This window comes from Bombilactobacillus bombi (genome assembly GCF_013607485.1).
Classification (GTDB): domain Bacteria; phylum Bacillota; class Bacilli; order Lactobacillales; family Lactobacillaceae; genus Bombilactobacillus; species Bombilactobacillus bombi_A.
On sequence record NZ_SCHP01000027.1, the window covers coordinates 1 to 16,349 of the forward strand.

Sequence of the window (16,349 nt, forward strand, 5' to 3'; positions counted from 1 at the left end):
GCTCATCAAGTGAATTTCTGACGTCCAAGTTTTTATTAGGTTGCTTATAAAAAAATCCCCTTCATTTTTAATCAGAAGGAGATTTTTTTTGCTTTTGCTGCCAAGATTTTTGGCGCAAACGCGCTTTTTCTAATCTTTGCAGCAATAACTTATTCTCATGAGTAAAGATAGCCCGGGTGGAGAAGTAGTTCACTAGTCCCACAATTAGTTGGTCGATGATTTTGACCAACAAATTTTGCCAGTGCAGCCAGTTAATTCCCACCCACATCAAGATGTTATCTAAGATTAAAGCAGCTAATCGTTGCGATAAGAAGAGACCTATTTCTTTTAAGAGAGTTTTGGGAGCTTGATAGCGTGACTTAAAGACAATATGTTTATTAGCTGCAAACGAAAAAAGATTTGCAACAAACCACGCCACTGTATTAGCAATTAACATGGTGATTTGCACATGATTATGCAGCCAGTTAAAGACTAAAACATTGAGAATAGAGGCGCCCAAGCCAAAAATACTATAGATAATAAAATTACGGTATTTTTTATAAATTTTCATTGTCAGTCTTCTTTTTATTGATTATTGACATTTTTGGATGATCGTTTGGGCAAAGTGATCTAACTTTGCAATATCATCTTGGTCGGGAGCTAATTCAACTTTGACACTAGGGGCACCTTGTTGAGCATGAGTCTGTTCAAAGGCCGCTGCAAAATGATCTACTGCCACGCAGAAGTCTTGATAAAAGGTGTCACCAGAACCGCAAACACCATAGATTTTTCCAGTTAAATCAGTTTCTAATAAGTCATGATAAAAGTCTAACCCTTCATCTGGAATATTACCTTCTAAACCATCTGAATAAGTGTAACTCACCATGATGCAGACGTCAGCGTCTTGGTAATCATCCACTTCAGTTTGTGAGATTTCAGACATATTCACTTCAAAACCCGCATCTTCAAAATCTTCACTTAATATATCTGCCATATCTTCGTCATTGCCAGTCATGCTAGCATATACAATTTTTACTTTTGTCACAATCTTCATCCTTATTTATTAATTAGTAAATTATATTATAACAAAATTGAGCGTGTAAAGTATTTGGCTAGTATTGAGGATTTAGTTCAGCCATTTTAAAATAATTATTACCCTGATGAGAACTTTAATGTTATAATTTTGTGGGGGAGAGGTGTTAGTTTTTAGGGTGCTTTACTTATATGCGTTCTAAAAGCGGTTCAAAAGATAGGATTATTCCTATCAGGAGTACTTCGTAGTAGATTTATTACTGCGAAGTACTTTTTTTAATTATCTGGCTGATTATTCTTGAGAAAAAGCCGAGCTATTCGTCAATTATTACTAATCTGCGCTATAATGTTTACAGTGAATATTGGGAGGTAAGATATTTGATTACATTAAAATCAGCACGTGAAATTGAAGGAATGAGGCGTTCCGGCGCATTATTAGCGCAAACACATATTGGTTTGCGCCAACTCATTAAACCGGGAATTTCCAGCATGGAAATTGAGAACTTTGCCGATGATTTTATTACTAAACATGGAGGAATTCCGTCAGAAAAGGGATTTGAAGGCTACCGCTATGCAACTTGTGTTTGTGTAAATGATGAAGTAGCACATGCAGAACCTCGTCAGAATTTAATTTTAAAAAATGGTGACGTAGTTAAAGTTGATATGACTGTTTCTTTAGACGGTTATCAAAGTGATTCTTGCTGGACTTATGCTGTGGGCGAAATTTCTGACGCAGACCGTCATTTGATGGATGTAACTAAAAAGGCCTTATATCTCGGGATTGATCAAGCTGTGATTGGTAATCGGCTTGGTGATATTGGCTGGGCTATTCAACATTATGTAGAAGATGAAGAACATATGGGCGATGTGCGGGATTTGATTGGCCATGGTATTCAGCCAACAATGCACGAAGCACCCAATGTTCCACACTATGGTGAACCTGGCAAGGGCTTGCGCTTGCGTGAAGGCATGACGATTACTATTGAACCAATGGTTAATCTCGGCACATGGAAGATTAAAAGTAAGTTTACTGATGAGGATTGGGAATATTTTGTTTCTGCTGATGGAACAGCTTCGGCACAATATGAGCATACTTTAGCTATTACTAAAGATGGTCCAAAAATTTTGACCTCTCAAGATCCTCAATTTGACAAAAAATATTTGTAAGGAATTGGTATATGACAGCTAATACGCCGACACCACTTTTTGCCACGCAAAAATCTCTTCGCGACAAGTTGACGGGGTTTATTAAGCTAGTTTTACAGAAAATTAAAAACGGCAATATTAACTTATCTTCTAAGGCAATTGTTTATTATAGTTTATTGTCTTTTTTTCCATTAATTTCCCTGTTAGGCAGTGTCATTCCTTTATTTCACTTGGATGTAAATACCGTTTTGGAGTATTTGCGTGTACTGACTCCAGCAAAGTTACAGCAATTATTGGAGCCACTGATTGTCCAGCTCTTAACACATTCGAGCGGTGGATTATTGTCTTTTGGTATTTTGGGTACTTTGTGGACTAGTTCTGGAGTGGTTAATATTTTGCGGCGCAGTGTGAATTCCGTCTATGGGTTTGACAATGAAAAAATGTACACACAGACTGATCAATCTCTTGTTAATAGTATTTTGTTGCGCGTGGTTTCGATATTTTTAACTGCTTTCTTTATTGTAATTCTAACTGCGTTATTGATTACTTTGGTTTTAGGACAGCAATTTTTGAATTGGATTAAGCCTATTTTTAGCTGGGCACCCTTAATTTTGAATTTGTTTTTACGCTGGAAGTGGCCAGTGACCTTGCTGACATTGATTATAATTATGCTGATTGCTTATTATTTACTTCCTAATTCTCATATCCATTTTCGCTATATTTGGTTGGGAGCTGCCTTTAGTGCTGCAGGATTTATTATTTTAGTGCAGTTTTTTTCTTTATATCTGCACTTTTTTGGCCGACGTTGGAATTCTTATGGCACCATAGGAACTTTTTTTATTCTCATTTTATGGCTGAATTTTATCGGTTATATCTTTTTGATTGGTGCAGCGTTGAATGCGGCCTTTGCTCAAGCCTGGTTAGGTGAATTACGTCCCCGTAATCGCTGGCATTTTTTAGCTAAAAACTAAAATTATTACTCATTAGTAATCGTTTTATTGTATGATAGAGTTAGATTGAATATAGTATGAGGGGATTATTATGCAAAAAGTTAGAAAAGCGGTTATTCCAGCGGCGGGTTTAGGAACGCGATTTTTACCGATTACCAAAGCCATGGCAAAAGAGATGCTGCCAATTGTGGATAAACCGACTATTCAATTCATCGTTGAAGAAGCTAAGGCGTCAGGAATTGAAGATATTTTAATTATTACTGGTAAAGGTAAGCGTCCAATTGAGGATCATTTTGATTCAGCACCGGAGCTTGAGCAGAATTTAGCTGCTAAACATAAGGATAAGCTTTTAAAATTGGTCCAAGATACAACTAATATTGGGGTGCATATGTATTTTATTCGCCAGGCTTATCCTAAAGGTTTGGGCGATGCTGTGCGATTGGCAAAGTCATTTGTCGGTGATGAACCCTTTGTAGTTATGTTGGGTGATGACCTGATGAAAGATAAGGTGCCTTTGACCCAACAGTTAATTGAGGATTACAATCAGACTCATGCCTCCACTTTGGCAGTTATGCAAGTTCCTAAAAAAGATGTTTCCAAGTATGGGGTCATTGCTCCTGACGGTCAAACTAAAAAAGGCTTATATCGAGTTAAGAATTTTGTGGAAAAACCCGCAACTGACAAAGCTCCCAGCAATTTAGCGATTATTGGCCGCTACTTATTAACACCGGATATTTTTGATATTTTGGAAACTCAAACTCCCGGAGCTGGTGATGAGATTCAATTAACTGATGCCATTGATCGGCTGAATATGACCCAGCGCGTGTTTGCACATGTATTTACCGGTGAACGATTTGATGTGGGTAATAAATTTGGTTATATGAAAACTAGTATTGAATATGGACTCAGCCATCCGGAAATTAAGGATGATTTGCGTCAATATATCATTGATTTAGGACAAAAGTTGTCGCAAAAGAAAAATTAATTATTTTAAATAAACTTGTCCGTCAGCAAAGCGTACGCCAAAGATTTGCTGGCGGCTTTTTTGATGAGTGACAATCACTAAGGCTGTAGGGTCTTGTTGTTTCAATAAAATTACTAATTCCCAAACGTGTAATGGTTTTGTGACTGCGGAATTTGTTTTTAGAAATACAGAATGATTTTCATTAGTTTTATCTGATGATATACTAGAGATTCCGAAAACTTGTCGCTGTGAGTTTTCAAAATATACCTGACATTTGGGTTTAATATCTGCTAGTAGTTGAATGAGAGTTGCAATATCCATATAAGCTCCTTTACAAGCAAAATACGAGGTGATTAACTTTTGACAGAAGAGCAAGTTGTGATTGTGGCTGCTTACCGTACTCCGACAGGTAAGTTTTGGGGTCAACTACAACCCCTAAATTCCGTACAGTTAGCCAGCCGTTTGGTGCAAGCAATGTTTAAGCAGCTGGAGTTTTCTCCGCAAATAATTGATCAGGTGATTTTAGGTAACGTTTTGGCTACTGGTGCCGGCCAAAATTTGGCTCGCCAAGTTCAAATAAATACAGGATTGCCCCAAAGTGGGACAGCCATGACTATTAATCAGGTTTGTGGTTCTAGTTTGAAAGCACTGCGCTTAGCCCAAGCTGCATTGCTGATGGGTGATTCACAAGCAGTTTTAGCCGGTGGCGTTGAAAGTATGTCTAATGCCGTAGCTTTCGCGCCACGAACAGCCAAGAATGAATTTCAAATTACTGCTTGGCAGGACAGTTTGCAAGAAGACGGCTTAAAAGATGCCTTCGGCCATTATGCCATGGGTAAAACAGCGGAAAATCTAGCCCAGAAGTATCATATAACCCGTCAACAACAAGATCAATATGCCTGCCAATCCCAACAGCGTGCTGCTTTAGCAGCTAAACAAGGCTGGTTTAATAAAGAAATTCTACCTATTAATGATTTACAATTAGATGAACCTGTTCGTCCAAACACTAATCTCGAGGTATTGGGACAATTGTCAAGTGTTTATCAAGCCAACGGCAGTGTTACAGCGGGTAATTCTTCTCCCTTAAGTGACGGCGCCTCGGCTTTAATTTTAATGACGGAATCGAAGGCTCAAGCCCTAGGTATCAAACCGCTAGCTCGGATTTGCGGATATCAAGAAGTCGGCTATCGACCTGATTTAATGGGTTATACGCCGGTGATTGCTTTACAAAAGCTGTTAGAACAAAAGCATCAGCAAGTTAGTGATATTGATCTTTTTGAAGTGAATGAAGCTTTTGCGGCTCAAGCTTTAGTAGTGCAGCAAAAGCTGCAGATTAATAATGATAAATATAATATTAGCGGAGGTGCCTTGGCTTTGGGGCATGCTTTGGGTTCTTCGGGCAGTCGTATTGTCACGACTTTAGTGCATAATTTACAGCGCCGCCGTCAACAATATGGGATAGCAGCTCTTTGTATTGGTGGCGGTCAAGGAATTGCTTTGGAGGTTGAAAACTTACAATGACTAAATTCTATCAACTAACAACTTCTCAACGCCTGCAAAAATTGCAAGAACAAGGTTACTTAACTGCTTCAGAAGTACATCTTTTGCAAAATAGTACCGCCTTAAGTGAAACTGTCGGCAGTCATTTGATAGAGAACTATGTGGGTAATTTTCCTTTGCCCTTAGGTTTAGCTAACCACTTTGTTATCAACAGCCAAGATTATTTAATTCCGATGGTAACTGAAGAACCCTCCGTGATTGCCGCTGCCAGTAATGCTGCCCAAAGAATGGCTTATAGTGGTGGTATAACTACTAGGGTGCAGCGCTTAGGTATTAATGGCCAAATTGTTTTTCAAGGAGAATTGCCTGATCACGCTGAGTTTTTGCAGCAACACCAAGCAGTAATTTATCAAGTTGCTAAACAAGCTCATCCAACTTTATTAGAGCACGGCGGCGGCTTGCAAGATATCCAGTTACAAACTTATCCCGGTTATGTTGAATTTAACTTATTAATTGATCCAGCAGCCGCTATGGGCGCTAATGTGGTTAATACTATTTTAGAAGCGGTGGCCCATTATTTGCAACAACAGCTGCCACAATTAAGGTTGTTAATGGCTATTTTATCGAATCATGCCCCGCACCAGCAGGCTTTTGCTCAAGCTCGCATTGATTTTCAGCAGTTGGCTAATGAAAAAATGACTGGTGAATTGGTAGCCCAGCGCATTGTGGCCGCAAGTGATTTTGCCGTCTTATCACCAGCGCGAGCCGCTACTCATAATAAGGGCATCATGAACGGTGTAATTGCAGCTAGTTTAGCGACTGGCAATGATATTCGTAATGTCAGTGCTGCCGTTTATGCGGGCTTAGATGACCGGCAACCTCTCTTAACTAGTTGGCAGCTTCAAGGGCAGCAATTAGTAGGTAAGATTAAGTTGAACTTACCCATTGGCAGTGTCGGTGGAGCCATCAGTACCTTACCATTAGCTCAGCTCGCTTTAAAAATTTTACGTCAGCCAACGGTCGCGGATCTCATGGGTATTATTGCTAGTGTTGGTTTAGCTTCTAATTTGGCCGCCCTCCGCGCTTTGGTAACTCAAGGAATTCAAGCTGGCCATATGCATTTACAATGGCAAAGTTTGGCGCTTGCCGCTGGTGCGCATGCAAACGAAATTGAGCAAGTAGTAACTTACCTGGATGATCATCCCCAACGTGCTAGTTTACAAGGAGCACAAAAATTTTTACAGCAATTGCGAAAGGATAAATAAATGAAAGTTGGAATTGATAAAATTAGTTTTTATACTCCCCAGCAATATTTGGATTTAACTGATTTGGCTGCTGCCAGAAATGTTGATCCTAATAAATATTTAATTGGTATTGGTCAACAGCAAATGTCAGTAGCAGCACTGGATCAAGATATTGTAGCAATGGCCGCTAATGCTGCCGAGGCGATTTTAACACTTGAGGATCGTCAAAACTTGGGATTAGTAATTGTGGCTACGGAAAGTGGGGTAGATCAATCTAAGGCGGCCGCTTTATTTGTCCAAGATTTATTACAAATTAATCCTAATATTCGCGCATTAGAGATTAAAGAGGCTTGCTATGGTGCTACTGCAGCCTTACAGCTGGCACATGATTTTGTCCAGTTACACCCACAACAAAAAGCGCTAGTAATAGCTTCTGATATCGCCCGCTATGGCCTGAATACAGCTGGTGAAGTCACACAAGGAGCTGGGGCAGTAGCAATGTTAGTTAGTGAACAGCCGCATATATTAGCTTTAGAGTCCCTAGCTTTTTATCAAAGTAAAAATGCGGGAGATTTTTGGCGGCCTAATTATTCTCAACAGGCTTTGGCTCGGGGCAAGTACTCGGAAGAGTTATATTTACAGATGTTTACCCAGATCTATCAACGTGCCCAGCAAAAGGTGGCAATTGATCAATTAGCAGCTTTATTATTTCATATTCCTTTTTCTAAAATGGGCCGCAAAGCTTTAAAAACTTTACAAGACCAAATTCCCGAAGCGGATTACAAGCGTCTTTTGGCACGATTTGAACAGAGTATTTTGTACGGACAAAAGGTCGGTAATATTTATACTGGCTCCCTATATTTGAGCTTAATTTCTTTGTTAGAACATGATAATAGCTTGCAGGCTCATGATCGCATCGCCTTGTTTAGTTATGGATCAGGGGCAGTCGGAGAGTTGTTTTTTGGGCAATTGCAGCCTAATTATCAAGCTTATTTACGTCCGCAGGCACACCAAGAACTACTACAACAGCGCCGGCGCTTAACAGTAGATGAATATGAGAATATTTTTCAACGGCAGCTAGTCACAGATGGTTCTTGTCAAGAGATAGTGCCACCCACTACGACTACTAAACATTATTTAAAAAAAGTAGATCAACATGAAAGATTTTATCAATAAAACGTTTGCAATTAGAGAATGTACGTGTTATTATAAAAACGTGGAAAGATGATTAGCCTACCTGCAACTGCATGGTTTAAATATCGCAGGGTATTTAATTAAAAGGTTATTGATTCAAAGCGGATTAAAGAAATACTATTGATGGAGATGATCGTCTGAATAGACAGGTTGTTGTAGTTAGTTGGATGGATTCATTAAAATGACAATAATTTGAATAACGGATGATCCTGAATATCAGACATCAAATTTCTTAAATAAAACATGGCGTCATTGAGATGATTTCATCTAGTGTAATAAAGGTGTAGTGTTACTGTTCGGATAATGAAGCAGTTGCCTATCATCTAAGCCACGTGTTAAAGCTGTGATTAAGTTCACAGCTTTTTTCTTTTTCTATTAAATTGGGAAATTTACTCTCTAATTTAGCTACACAAAAAAGCCAAGACAATGCTTGTCTTAGCCGTGTGTGGATTCAACTAAAACTATTAGGCAATCAAGTGAATTTTAAACCTGCTTGGGTGTTTAAATATTTCCTTAGCTGAATAATTTATTTTTTGCTTAATTTAACGACCACTTCAACATGAGGTGTTTGAGGAAACATATCCAGGGGCTGGAGCCATTTTACTTGATAAGTTGGAGTTAATAACTGTAAATCGCGGGCTAAAGTGGATGGATTACAAGAAATATAAACCATCTTGGCTGGTTGTGATTGGTTAATAAAGTTTATAAATTTTTTTTCTAAACCACTGCGCGGTGGGTCAACAATTAAAGCTGTCGGCTGGATTTCTTGGCTTAGCCATTGGGGATAGAGGTCTTCAATTGCGCCTACTTGGTAATGGATATTGTGTAAATGATTTTGTTGAACATTTAAATTGGCGTCTTTGACAGCAGCTGGGATAATTTCACCGCCCAAAACTTGTTTTACTTTATCGGCAATACTGATACCAATAGTTCCCACGCCGGCATAGGCATCTACGACAATATCTGTTGGCTGCAAATCTAAGGCTTGTTGGGCAACTTGATAGAGCTTGACGGTTTGTTCCGGATTTAATTGCAAAAAGGCTGCTGGCGACACTTGAAAAGTTTTATTGCCAATTTTTTCCATTAGATAATCTTGTCCCCAAAGAATTGTCGTTGTCTCTCCCCAAATTGGACCTTCATTCTGGGGATTAAAGTTCTGTGCAATGGAAATAACCTGTGGTAGCTGCTGATTGATTGCGGCAATTAATTGAGACTTGTGCGGGAGTTTGCGAGAATTAGTGATAAATGTTAATTGGGCTTGAGGGGCAACACTAGATTCGCGCACGACTAGGGTTTTAATAATACCCGAATGCTCTTGCGAGTTAAAGATCGGAATATCCAGTTTGGCAATTATTGGCAATAAAGTTTTTAAGATGTGTAAGGTTAATGGACGCTGCGTGGGAATGGCTAGGGAATCAACCACCTTGGTGGTGCCAGTCTGATAAAGTCCACATACTAATTGACCGTTGATCTTACGCAATTGAAATTGAGCTTTATTACGGTAATGCCAATGATGCTGAGCTTTAATAGTGGGTTTAATTAAGTAATTTCGATAACCCTCAGGTCGGAAGTGGCGCAAGGATTCTGCGACCATGAGCCGCTTATACTTTAATTGTTGTGGATAACGTAAATGTGCTAATTCCAAGCCACCAACTTGACCAAATAATTGTGGTGGATTTGGATTGCGCATTTTGCTGGTGCGGATAATTTTAAGAAGTTGTGCGCGATAAAATTTTGGATTGATGGCAGTAATACTGCAATCAACAATTTCTCCCGGCAATGCTTGCGGAATAAAGACGATAGTCTTATGGTAATAAGCCAGTCCTTCACCATTAATTCCCATACGTTTAATTTCTAGTCTTAATTTAGTTCCTAGGGCTATTTTAGTTTGAGTTTTTTTCAAAAAATATTACCTTATTTCTGCTATGATAATATCCAGTATAGCATGAGGAGGAAATGATGGCGAAAATTACGAAGATTAGCACGCAAAGACGTAAGGAGCGCTATAATATTTTTTTAGATGGACAATATGCTTTTCCAGTTAGTGAAGCAGTGTTAATTAAATATCGTTTGGCTAAGGGTCAAGAAATTGACCAAGCAACCATTGCCCAATTACAAGCTGCGGAATATCAAACGAAGGCTTATAATCGGGCCTTAGATTATTTAAGTTATCAATTACGCAGCGTCCAAGAGTTAAGCGACCACTTGCGCGATTTGGATTTTGATCAAGAAGTAATTGCTCAAGTGGTTGATCAATTAAAATCTTTAAATTATCTAGATGATCAAGAATATGCTAATAGCTTTGTGCGCAGTGCAATTAAGATTTCTTTGGATGGGCCACAAAAAATCAAAATTAAATTAAAACGCAAAAAAGTACCGGCGCCGCAAATTGAATTAGCTTTAGAATTATTTACACCGCAATTAATGCTAACTAATGCTGTCAAATTGGCTCAAAAAGTCCAAAAACAAGCTCAACGTCAACCACAAAAGGCTCAACAAAGTAAAATGCGGCTGCGGCTGCAGACAGCGGGTTATCCGGCAGAAATTATCTCTCAGGCACTAGAACAAGTGCGGCCCGTTGTTAATCCTCAAGAAGAATATGAATTACTGCAAGCTACTGGCCAAAAGCTCTGGCGGCGCTATCAGCATCAGATTAATGGCCGCCAAAAGCTCTATGCGGCTTTAGCCCGCCGGGGTTTTAAGGTAGATGATATTCATAATTTTACCCAAGAGTTAAATTAATGGTGGCACATTACGCTAGCTTTGATATAATCTAAGTGCAGGAGAAATTTGAAAGCTGGTACAACTATGCAAGTTCCTAGAGAAGGGGATTACATAGCAATCCAGAGTTATAAACATGATGGTCATTTACATCGTATTTGGCGTGATACCATGGTCTTAAAGACTAGTGAAAATGAAATAATCGGCTGCAATGATCATACTTTAGTGACAGAATCTGATCGGCGCCATTGGTATACCCATGAGACGGCCTTAGTTTATTTTCACCGGCATTATTGGTTTAATATTGTAACAATGCTGCGGGAGAATGGTCCGTCTTATTATTGCAACCTGGCGACACCTTTTGTTTTGGATCAAGAAGCATTAAAATATATTGATTATGATTTGGATATTAAGGTCTTTCCTGATGGGGAAATTCGGCTCCTAGATGTAGACGAATATGCAGCTCATCGCCAATTATGGCATTATTCAAATACAATTGATGATATTTTAAAGTATAGTACTGAGACTTTAATCAGTTGGATTAAAAACCAAAAAGGCCCATTTTCACCTGGTTATGTCAGACTATGGCAGAAACGCTATCAAGAATTGTTACATCGTGACTAGTGGATTAGCTATGAAAAAAGAGGCTGGGGTACATTAATATCCCAACCTCTTTTTATTTCAAAAGTAGAAAATTATTATAATTGGTAACACATCAATTTTTAAATTCAAGTGCATTAATTGTTTGATATTGATAGGATTAATTTTGTTTTTTGCTCATGGTCTAAAAGCCATTTTTTACGTTCTAGGCCGCCAGCATAGCCGGTCAATCGGCCTTGGCTACTAATAACGCGGTGACAAGGAATAATAATTGCAATGGGGTTATGGCCTACCGCTTGACCGACAGCTTGGCTATATTGATATTTGCCTAATTTTTGGGCAATTTGGCGGTAAGTCCAAGTTTGGCCATAAGGAATTTGAGTCAGAATTTGCCAAACCTGCTGCTGAAAGGTAGTACCCGCTGGTGCTAAAGGGAGCGTTTTAAGGTCAGGATTTTGGCCTGCAAAATAGGCTTTAATCCATATTTGGGTTTTGTGGGTAATGGTATTAGTTTTGTTTGTAAGGTCATTAAAAGTAATCCCGCGGCCAAAATGTTTTTGCCTATCCATCCAGACGCCTAACAGCTTTTGCTCATTAGCTACAATGAGCAACGGGCCAAGGGGTGAAGCAATAGTGGTGTTAAAAAGTTGTGGAGTCATTTTTGATCAGGGTCAATACTTAATGTACTATATTCCAGATTAGACGCCAAAACTAAGGAGACAATTAAAGCGGCAATTATCCAACCTGCTAAAGTGCCTAAAATCTGGTAAGGCGCAAATAGATAATGAATTAGTTTGGCAAAAACAATTGTTAATCCAAAATCAATAGCAAAATTCCAATAAAAATTACTTGAATTATAATCTAAAATATTAAAAAAGTTAATAAGATTACGCAAATGCCGGTTTGTAGTTTGCTTGGCAATAATGCTAATCGGCCGATGGGCGATCGATTTGACTGCCACCATCAAAATGGCTCCAATCAAGGCACATACACATAGCCGCCACCAGCTGTTATAGTGATTAATTAAGGCTCCATAGCCGGTACCAATTAATGAAAGACATAAAATGTAAGGAATAATAAATAAAAATGTATAAATTATAAAAACTTTCTTGTTTGACATGGCAAGCTCCTTTCATGTTTAATATTATAACTTATTGTGGACTAATAGGAGGGTAAAAGCATACAAAGAGAAAGTTTTTTGTTATAATTTTAGACAGTATGTTAAATGAGGCGAAGTGAATGAATCAGCAAGAATTACAACAAGAAGTGGCTAAAAGACGCACTTTTGCGATAATTTCGCACCCGGACGCCGGGAAAACGACAATTACCGAGCAGATGTTGCTCTTTGGTGGTGTAATCCGCTCAGCAGGAACAGTTAAAGGTAAAAAAACTGGTAATTATGCTACATCTGATTGGATGGAAATTGAGAAAAAAAGAGGAATTTCCGTAACGAGTTCGGTTATGGAATTCGATTATCAAGGCAAACACGTAAATATTTTGGATACACCGGGACATGAGGATTTTTCTGAAGATACCTATCGGACTTTAATGGCCGTCGATGCAGCAGTTATGGTTATTGACTCAGCTAAGGGTATTGAAGCCCAAACCAAAAAATTATTTAAAGTTGTGAAGCAACGGGGAATCCCGATTTTTACGTTTATGAATAAGTTAGATCGTGACGGCCGTGAGCCTTTAGATTTAATTGGTGAATTAGAAGATTTATTAAATATTGAAGGCTGTGCTATGAATTGGCCCATGGGTAGCGGTAAAACCCTTCAGGGTTTATATGATATTTATCATAATCGGATTGAATTATATCGCCAAAAGGAAAATGGCGATCGTTTCTTGCCGTTAGATAAGCAAGGTCATTTAGCTGCCAGTGAACCCTTGACACAAGACAGTATTTATCAACAAACATTAGATGAAATTGATTTAATCAAAGGGGCAGGCAATACTTTTGACCGTGATAAAATTGCTCAAGGTCAACAGACACCAGTTTTCTTTGGTTCTGCCTTAACGAACTTTGGTGTGCAGACTTTCTTGGATGAGTTCTTGCAAATGGCACCTGCCCCCAGCGATCATGAAATGGTTGATGGTACTACTTTAGCAGCGACAGATCCGCAATTTTCTGGCTTTGTCTTTAAAATTCAAGCCAATATGAATCCCAAACATCGGGACCGGATTGCTTTTATCAGGGTAGGCTCAGGTGAATTTGAAAAAGGTATGGACGTAACCTTGCAGCGGACGCAAAAAACTTTACGCTTGAACAATGCCACTGAGTTTATGTCTTCCCAGCGTGAGCAAGTTAAAACTGCCGTCGCTGGTGATATTGTAGGACTTTATGATACCGGTAATTTTCAAATTGGTGATACCATTTATTCCGGCAAACAAGAGCGTCAATATCAACCCTTACCGCAATTTACTCCGGAAATCTTTATGGAAGTCACAGCTAAAAATGTGATGAAACAAAAGTCTTTTCATAAGGGAATGCAGCAGTTAGTTCAAGAAGGTGCTGTGCAGCTATACCGTAATTACCAAACTAACGACTATATCTTAGGAGCAGTTGGGCAGTTGCAGTTTGAAGTTTTTAAATTTCGAATGCAAAATGAATATAATACAGAAGTTATAATGAAGCCAATAGGTTCCCGGATTGCGCGCTGGATTGATTCTGAACAATTAGATCCAGCAATGTCTTCTTCACGGAATTTACTGGTTAAGGACTTAGAAGATCAACCGCTCTTTTTATTTGAAAATCGTTTTGCGGAAAACTGGTTCAAGGATAAATATCCTGATGTGAAGTTAACTGCTAAATTATAAAGACGAACATTTCAGTGCGTCTTTTTTTGTGAGGAAAAAATGACAGTCATTCAATTATATTTCATGCGTCATGGGCAAACTTTAATGAATCAAAAGGGCCTCGTTCAGGGAGTAGGCGAAGGCTGGCTTAATAATATTGGGGTGCAGCAAGCACAAAGTGCGGCTTGGAATTTACGCCAGCAACAACTGCATTTTGATTTGGCTTTTAGTAGTCCTAGACAAAGAGCACGCCAAACTGCTCAGATTGTGCTGGCGGCTACACAACCAGATCTGAAATTGCAGACTTTACCTTCATTAGGGGAAGTCAATTTTGGTCATTATGAAGGACAAAGAGAACGCCAGATGTTTGCTGAAGTTATACAACATCGGCACTTAAATGCTCAAACGCTGACTCAATATATTCAAAAAGTCGGAACTGCGGCATTTTTGCAAGAACTAGTAGATGCTATTTGGCAATTAGATTTACAAACCGCCGAGAATTATCAACAAGTAGTTCGGCGAATGCAAGCGGCATTAAAGAAAATAATTAATCAGGCACAAGAGCAGGCAGGTACAAAAGTCTTAGTGGTTTCTCATGGTTTGAGTTTAATGATTTTGTTAGCAACTCTTACACCCCATATTCAACTGCCAATAACTGGCTTAGATAATGTTAGTTGTTCTCAGGTTAATTTTGTGGATGGTATATGGCAGATAGAAACAATCAATCAGCAATTAGGTGAAGAAAAACAAGTTTAAGAACATTTATAAGAGACTGAAAAAACAATTTTTCAGTCTCTTATTTTATTGTTGTTTTTTAATATTAAGTAACGTACAATATTATATAAGATATAGTATCAAAAAATAACGAGTAGAAGCTACATATTATTATTATGGAGGAAATATAATGAATCCAGATATTGAGGCTTATATTAGTGAGCTGTCAGCTAACTTGCAGGGTTTGCCTGAAGAAGAACGGCAAGATACAGAAGAATTTTATCGTGAATATTTGTTAGATGGCAACTTAGATTCTCGCCTAGCCATTGAACAAAAGTTAGGTACTCCTCAACAATTAGCACGAAAAATTTTGGCCGATTATTCGGTAAATATTGATAATGCCCATTATCCCAAAAAAATAAATCCACAGCAGTCCCATCATGATCTGCGGGCAATTTGGTGGATTATTTTAGGAATGTTAGCAGTGCCGATTGGCTTTCCTATTTTGATAGCTCTAGGAGCAATAATTTTAGCCACAATATGTGTTATTGGAGGATTGTTAATTGGATTTTGGGGATTAATTGTTAGCTTAATTATAGGCGGTGTCATGCTGCTGGTTAAAGCGCTAGTTCTACTTGGAACACAATGGCCGGTAGGCTTATTTTATGGGGGTTGGGGCTTAATAATTTTAGCAATTACCGCTTTGATAATACCGGCATTATTTCAATTTATGCAATTCATTATTGCTGCCAGTGGCCGCTTAATTCGTCGCTTAGGTCATCAAGTTTTTAAAAAACAATATTATCAAACTGCTAATAAGGAGAAGCATCAACAATGAAAAAATATTATTGGACCATTTTAACAGTTTTAGCAATTGGTATCTTGATGACAATTGTTGGTTTTGTCAGTGGGGGCAGCCGGTTTCATGAATGGGATTGGGACTTTATGGCGGCTGTTGATTCCAGTAAGCCAACCCAAAGGCAGACTTATAATCTCAAGGGCAGCTTTAAAAATATTGATATTGATGTTGATGACACTGATATTGACATTCAACAAGGCCCACATTACTCAGCAAAAATAATTGCTAATAAAGTAGCTACTGTAAAACCACGGATTGAACAACAAACTTTAAAGATAATTCAATCCAAAGTTCGGAAAAAAATCCCTCTAAACTTTGGCTTAGGATGGACAAATACTAGCGACTTTAAAATTGTTATTACAGTACCACAGACAACAACTTTGAATAATGTGAAGATTGATAGTGCTGATACAACCCTTAAGCTGAAGCAATTAAAGCTTAATAAGCTTAATTTAGACAGTGCCGATACAGAAGTATATTTAAATACTGTTGCTTTATCTCAACAATTGCAAGCAGATGTCGCTGATTTGGAGGCACATATTAATGATAGTCAATTAAATAACTTAAGTTTAGATTGTGGTGATGTTGATATGACAGTTGCTCACAGCAAATTATTAAAACAAAATTCTATTAAGGGTGCTGATATTGAT

General features: G+C 38.4%; 18 protein-coding genes. 12 read left to right on the forward strand and 6 right to left on the reverse strand.

Features of this window, described 5'->3' with window-relative positions; translation table 11 throughout:
* Positions 1-67: 67 nt before the first annotated feature.
* Positions 68-550 (reverse strand): GtrA family protein, encoded by a 483-nt coding sequence (locus tag EQ827_RS05960; protein WP_181190078.1) that lies wholly within the window; start codon positions 548-550, stop codon positions 68-70.
* A 21-nt stretch (positions 551-571) separates the two neighbouring features.
* Positions 572-1,024 (reverse strand): flavodoxin, encoded by a 453-nt coding sequence (locus EQ827_RS05965; RefSeq protein ID WP_181190079.1) that lies wholly within the window; start codon positions 1,022-1,024, stop codon positions 572-574.
* A gap of 365 nt (positions 1,025-1,389) precedes the next feature.
* Here EQ827_RS05965 and map point away from each other — a divergent pair, with 365 nt between their 5' ends.
* The 3 genes from map to galU all read left to right on the forward strand — a co-directional run bounded on the left by map (position 1,390) and on the right by galU (position 4,092).
* Positions 1,390-2,178: a type I methionyl aminopeptidase gene (gene map, locus EQ827_RS05970; RefSeq protein ID WP_181190080.1), complete on the forward strand. Its 789-nt coding sequence runs from the start codon at positions 1,390-1,392 to the stop codon at positions 2,176-2,178.
* 11 nt (positions 2,179-2,189) lie between these two features.
* Complete coding sequence (locus EQ827_RS05975; protein ID WP_181190081.1) at positions 2,190-3,128, forward strand: YihY/virulence factor BrkB family protein; 939 nt, start codon at positions 2,190-2,192, stop codon at positions 3,126-3,128.
* A 70-nt stretch (positions 3,129-3,198) separates the two neighbouring features.
* Positions 3,199-4,092 (forward strand): UTP--glucose-1-phosphate uridylyltransferase GalU, encoded by an 894-nt coding sequence (gene galU / locus EQ827_RS05980; RefSeq protein WP_181190082.1) that lies wholly within the window; start codon positions 3,199-3,201, stop codon positions 4,090-4,092.
* Here the strand turns inward: galU and EQ827_RS05985 are convergent, their stop codons facing one another.
* Positions 4,093-4,392 (reverse strand): hypothetical protein, encoded by a 300-nt coding sequence (locus EQ827_RS05985; protein WP_181190083.1) that lies wholly within the window; start codon positions 4,390-4,392, stop codon positions 4,093-4,095. It abuts the gene before it with no gap.
* Positions 4,393-4,431: 39 nt separating this feature from the next.
* Between EQ827_RS05985 and EQ827_RS05990 the strand changes: the two genes are divergently transcribed.
* From EQ827_RS05990 to EQ827_RS06000, 3 genes are read left to right on the forward strand one after another with little or no spacing between them, the layout of a single operon-like run.
* Positions 4,432-5,592, forward strand: a complete 1,161-nt coding sequence (locus EQ827_RS05990) for a thiolase family protein (RefSeq protein ID WP_181190084.1) — start codon at positions 4,432-4,434, stop codon at positions 5,590-5,592.
* Complete coding sequence (locus EQ827_RS05995; protein WP_181190085.1) at positions 5,589-6,836, forward strand: hydroxymethylglutaryl-CoA reductase, degradative; 1,248 nt, start codon at positions 5,589-5,591, stop codon at positions 6,834-6,836. The genes EQ827_RS05990 and EQ827_RS05995 overlap by 4 nt, the downstream gene beginning before the upstream one ends.
* Complete coding sequence (locus tag EQ827_RS06000; RefSeq protein ID WP_181190086.1) at positions 6,837-7,991, forward strand: hydroxymethylglutaryl-CoA synthase; 1,155 nt, start codon at positions 6,837-6,839, stop codon at positions 7,989-7,991.
* Positions 7,992-8,535: 544 nt separating this feature from the next.
* On the opposite strand, the gene rlmD is transcribed toward EQ827_RS06000, so the two are convergent.
* Complete coding sequence (gene rlmD / locus EQ827_RS06005; protein ID WP_258231807.1) at positions 8,536-9,912, reverse strand: 23S rRNA (uracil(1939)-C(5))-methyltransferase RlmD; 1,377 nt, start codon at positions 9,910-9,912, stop codon at positions 8,536-8,538.
* Positions 9,913-9,968: 56 nt separating this feature from the next.
* On the opposite strand from rlmD, the gene recX reads away from it, so the two are divergent.
* Entirely contained in the window at positions 9,969-10,751 is a 783-nt protein-coding gene (recX, locus tag EQ827_RS06010; RefSeq protein WP_181190087.1) for a recombination regulator RecX, read from the forward strand.
* A gap of 66 nt (positions 10,752-10,817) precedes the next feature.
* Positions 10,818-11,354 (forward strand): DUF402 domain-containing protein, encoded by a 537-nt coding sequence (locus EQ827_RS06015; RefSeq protein WP_181190088.1) that lies wholly within the window; start codon positions 10,818-10,820, stop codon positions 11,352-11,354.
* A gap of 113 nt (positions 11,355-11,467) precedes the next feature.
* Here EQ827_RS06015 and EQ827_RS06020 read toward each other — a convergent pair whose 3' ends face one another.
* Together EQ827_RS06020 and EQ827_RS06025 are read right to left on the reverse strand one after the other, a co-directional pair.
* A complete protein-coding gene (locus tag EQ827_RS06020; protein WP_181190089.1) occupies positions 11,468-11,989 on the reverse strand; it encodes a methylated-DNA--[protein]-cysteine S-methyltransferase in 522 nt (173 codons plus the stop codon).
* A complete protein-coding gene (locus EQ827_RS06025; RefSeq protein WP_181190090.1) occupies positions 11,986-12,450 on the reverse strand; it encodes a hypothetical protein in 465 nt (154 codons plus the stop codon). The genes EQ827_RS06020 and EQ827_RS06025 overlap by 4 nt, the downstream gene beginning before the upstream one ends.
* A gap of 119 nt (positions 12,451-12,569) precedes the next feature.
* Here EQ827_RS06025 and EQ827_RS06030 point away from each other — a divergent pair, with 119 nt between their 5' ends.
* The 4 genes from EQ827_RS06030 to EQ827_RS06045 form a co-directional block, all read left to right on the forward strand.
* Positions 12,570-14,147, forward strand: coding sequence for a peptide chain release factor 3 (locus EQ827_RS06030; RefSeq protein WP_181190091.1), 1,578 nt, complete (start codon positions 12,570-12,572; stop codon positions 14,145-14,147).
* Positions 14,148-14,186: 39 nt separating this feature from the next.
* A complete protein-coding gene (locus EQ827_RS06035) occupies positions 14,187-14,882 on the forward strand; it encodes a histidine phosphatase family protein (RefSeq protein ID WP_181190092.1) in 696 nt (231 codons plus the stop codon).
* A gap of 148 nt (positions 14,883-15,030) precedes the next feature.
* On the forward strand, positions 15,031-15,678 hold the full coding sequence (locus EQ827_RS06040) for a DUF1700 domain-containing protein (protein ID WP_181190093.1): 648 nt from the start codon (positions 15,031-15,033) through the stop codon (positions 15,676-15,678).
* Positions 15,675-16,349, forward strand: a 675-nt coding sequence (locus EQ827_RS06045) for a DUF4097 family beta strand repeat-containing protein (protein ID WP_181190094.1), incomplete at its 3' end; no start/stop codon positions are given. The genes EQ827_RS06040 and EQ827_RS06045, both read left to right, overlap by 4 nt.

What these genes read in the sequence shown, in the direction of transcription:
- EQ827_RS06015 (WP_181190088.1), top strand. Translation starts at nt 10,818, where the DNA reads ATGCAAGTTCCTAGAGAAGGGGATTACATAGCAATCCAGAGTTATAAA.
- EQ827_RS06030 (WP_181190091.1), top strand. Translation starts at nt 12,570, where the DNA reads ATGAATCAGCAAGAATTACAACAAGAAGTGGCTAAAAGACGCACTTTT.
- EQ827_RS06035 (WP_181190092.1), top strand. Translation starts at nt 14,187, where the DNA reads ATGACAGTCATTCAATTATATTTCATGCGTCATGGGCAAACTTTAATG.
- EQ827_RS06020 (WP_181190089.1), bottom strand. Translation starts at nt 11,989, where the DNA reads ATGACTCCACAACTTTTTAACACCACTATTGCTTCACCCCTTGGCCCG.
- EQ827_RS05960 (WP_181190078.1), bottom strand. Translation starts at nt 550, where the DNA reads ATGAAAATTTATAAAAAATACCGTAATTTTATTATCTATAGTATTTTT.
- EQ827_RS05995 (WP_181190085.1), top strand. Translation starts at nt 5,589, where the DNA reads ATGACTAAATTCTATCAACTAACAACTTCTCAACGCCTGCAAAAATTG.
- EQ827_RS05985 (WP_181190083.1), bottom strand. Translation starts at nt 4,392, where the DNA reads ATGGATATTGCAACTCTCATTCAACTACTAGCAGATATTAAACCCAAA.
- EQ827_RS05975 (WP_181190081.1), top strand. Translation starts at nt 2,190, where the DNA reads ATGACAGCTAATACGCCGACACCACTTTTTGCCACGCAAAAATCTCTT.
- EQ827_RS06040 (WP_181190093.1), top strand. Translation starts at nt 15,031, where the DNA reads ATGAATCCAGATATTGAGGCTTATATTAGTGAGCTGTCAGCTAACTTG.
- recX (WP_181190087.1), top strand. Translation starts at nt 9,969, where the DNA reads ATGGCGAAAATTACGAAGATTAGCACGCAAAGACGTAAGGAGCGCTAT.
- EQ827_RS06000 (WP_181190086.1), top strand. Translation starts at nt 6,837, where the DNA reads ATGAAAGTTGGAATTGATAAAATTAGTTTTTATACTCCCCAGCAATAT.
- EQ827_RS06025 (WP_181190090.1), bottom strand. Translation starts at nt 12,450, where the DNA reads ATGTCAAACAAGAAAGTTTTTATAATTTATACATTTTTATTTATTATT.
- galU (WP_181190082.1), top strand. Translation starts at nt 3,199, where the DNA reads ATGCAAAAAGTTAGAAAAGCGGTTATTCCAGCGGCGGGTTTAGGAACG.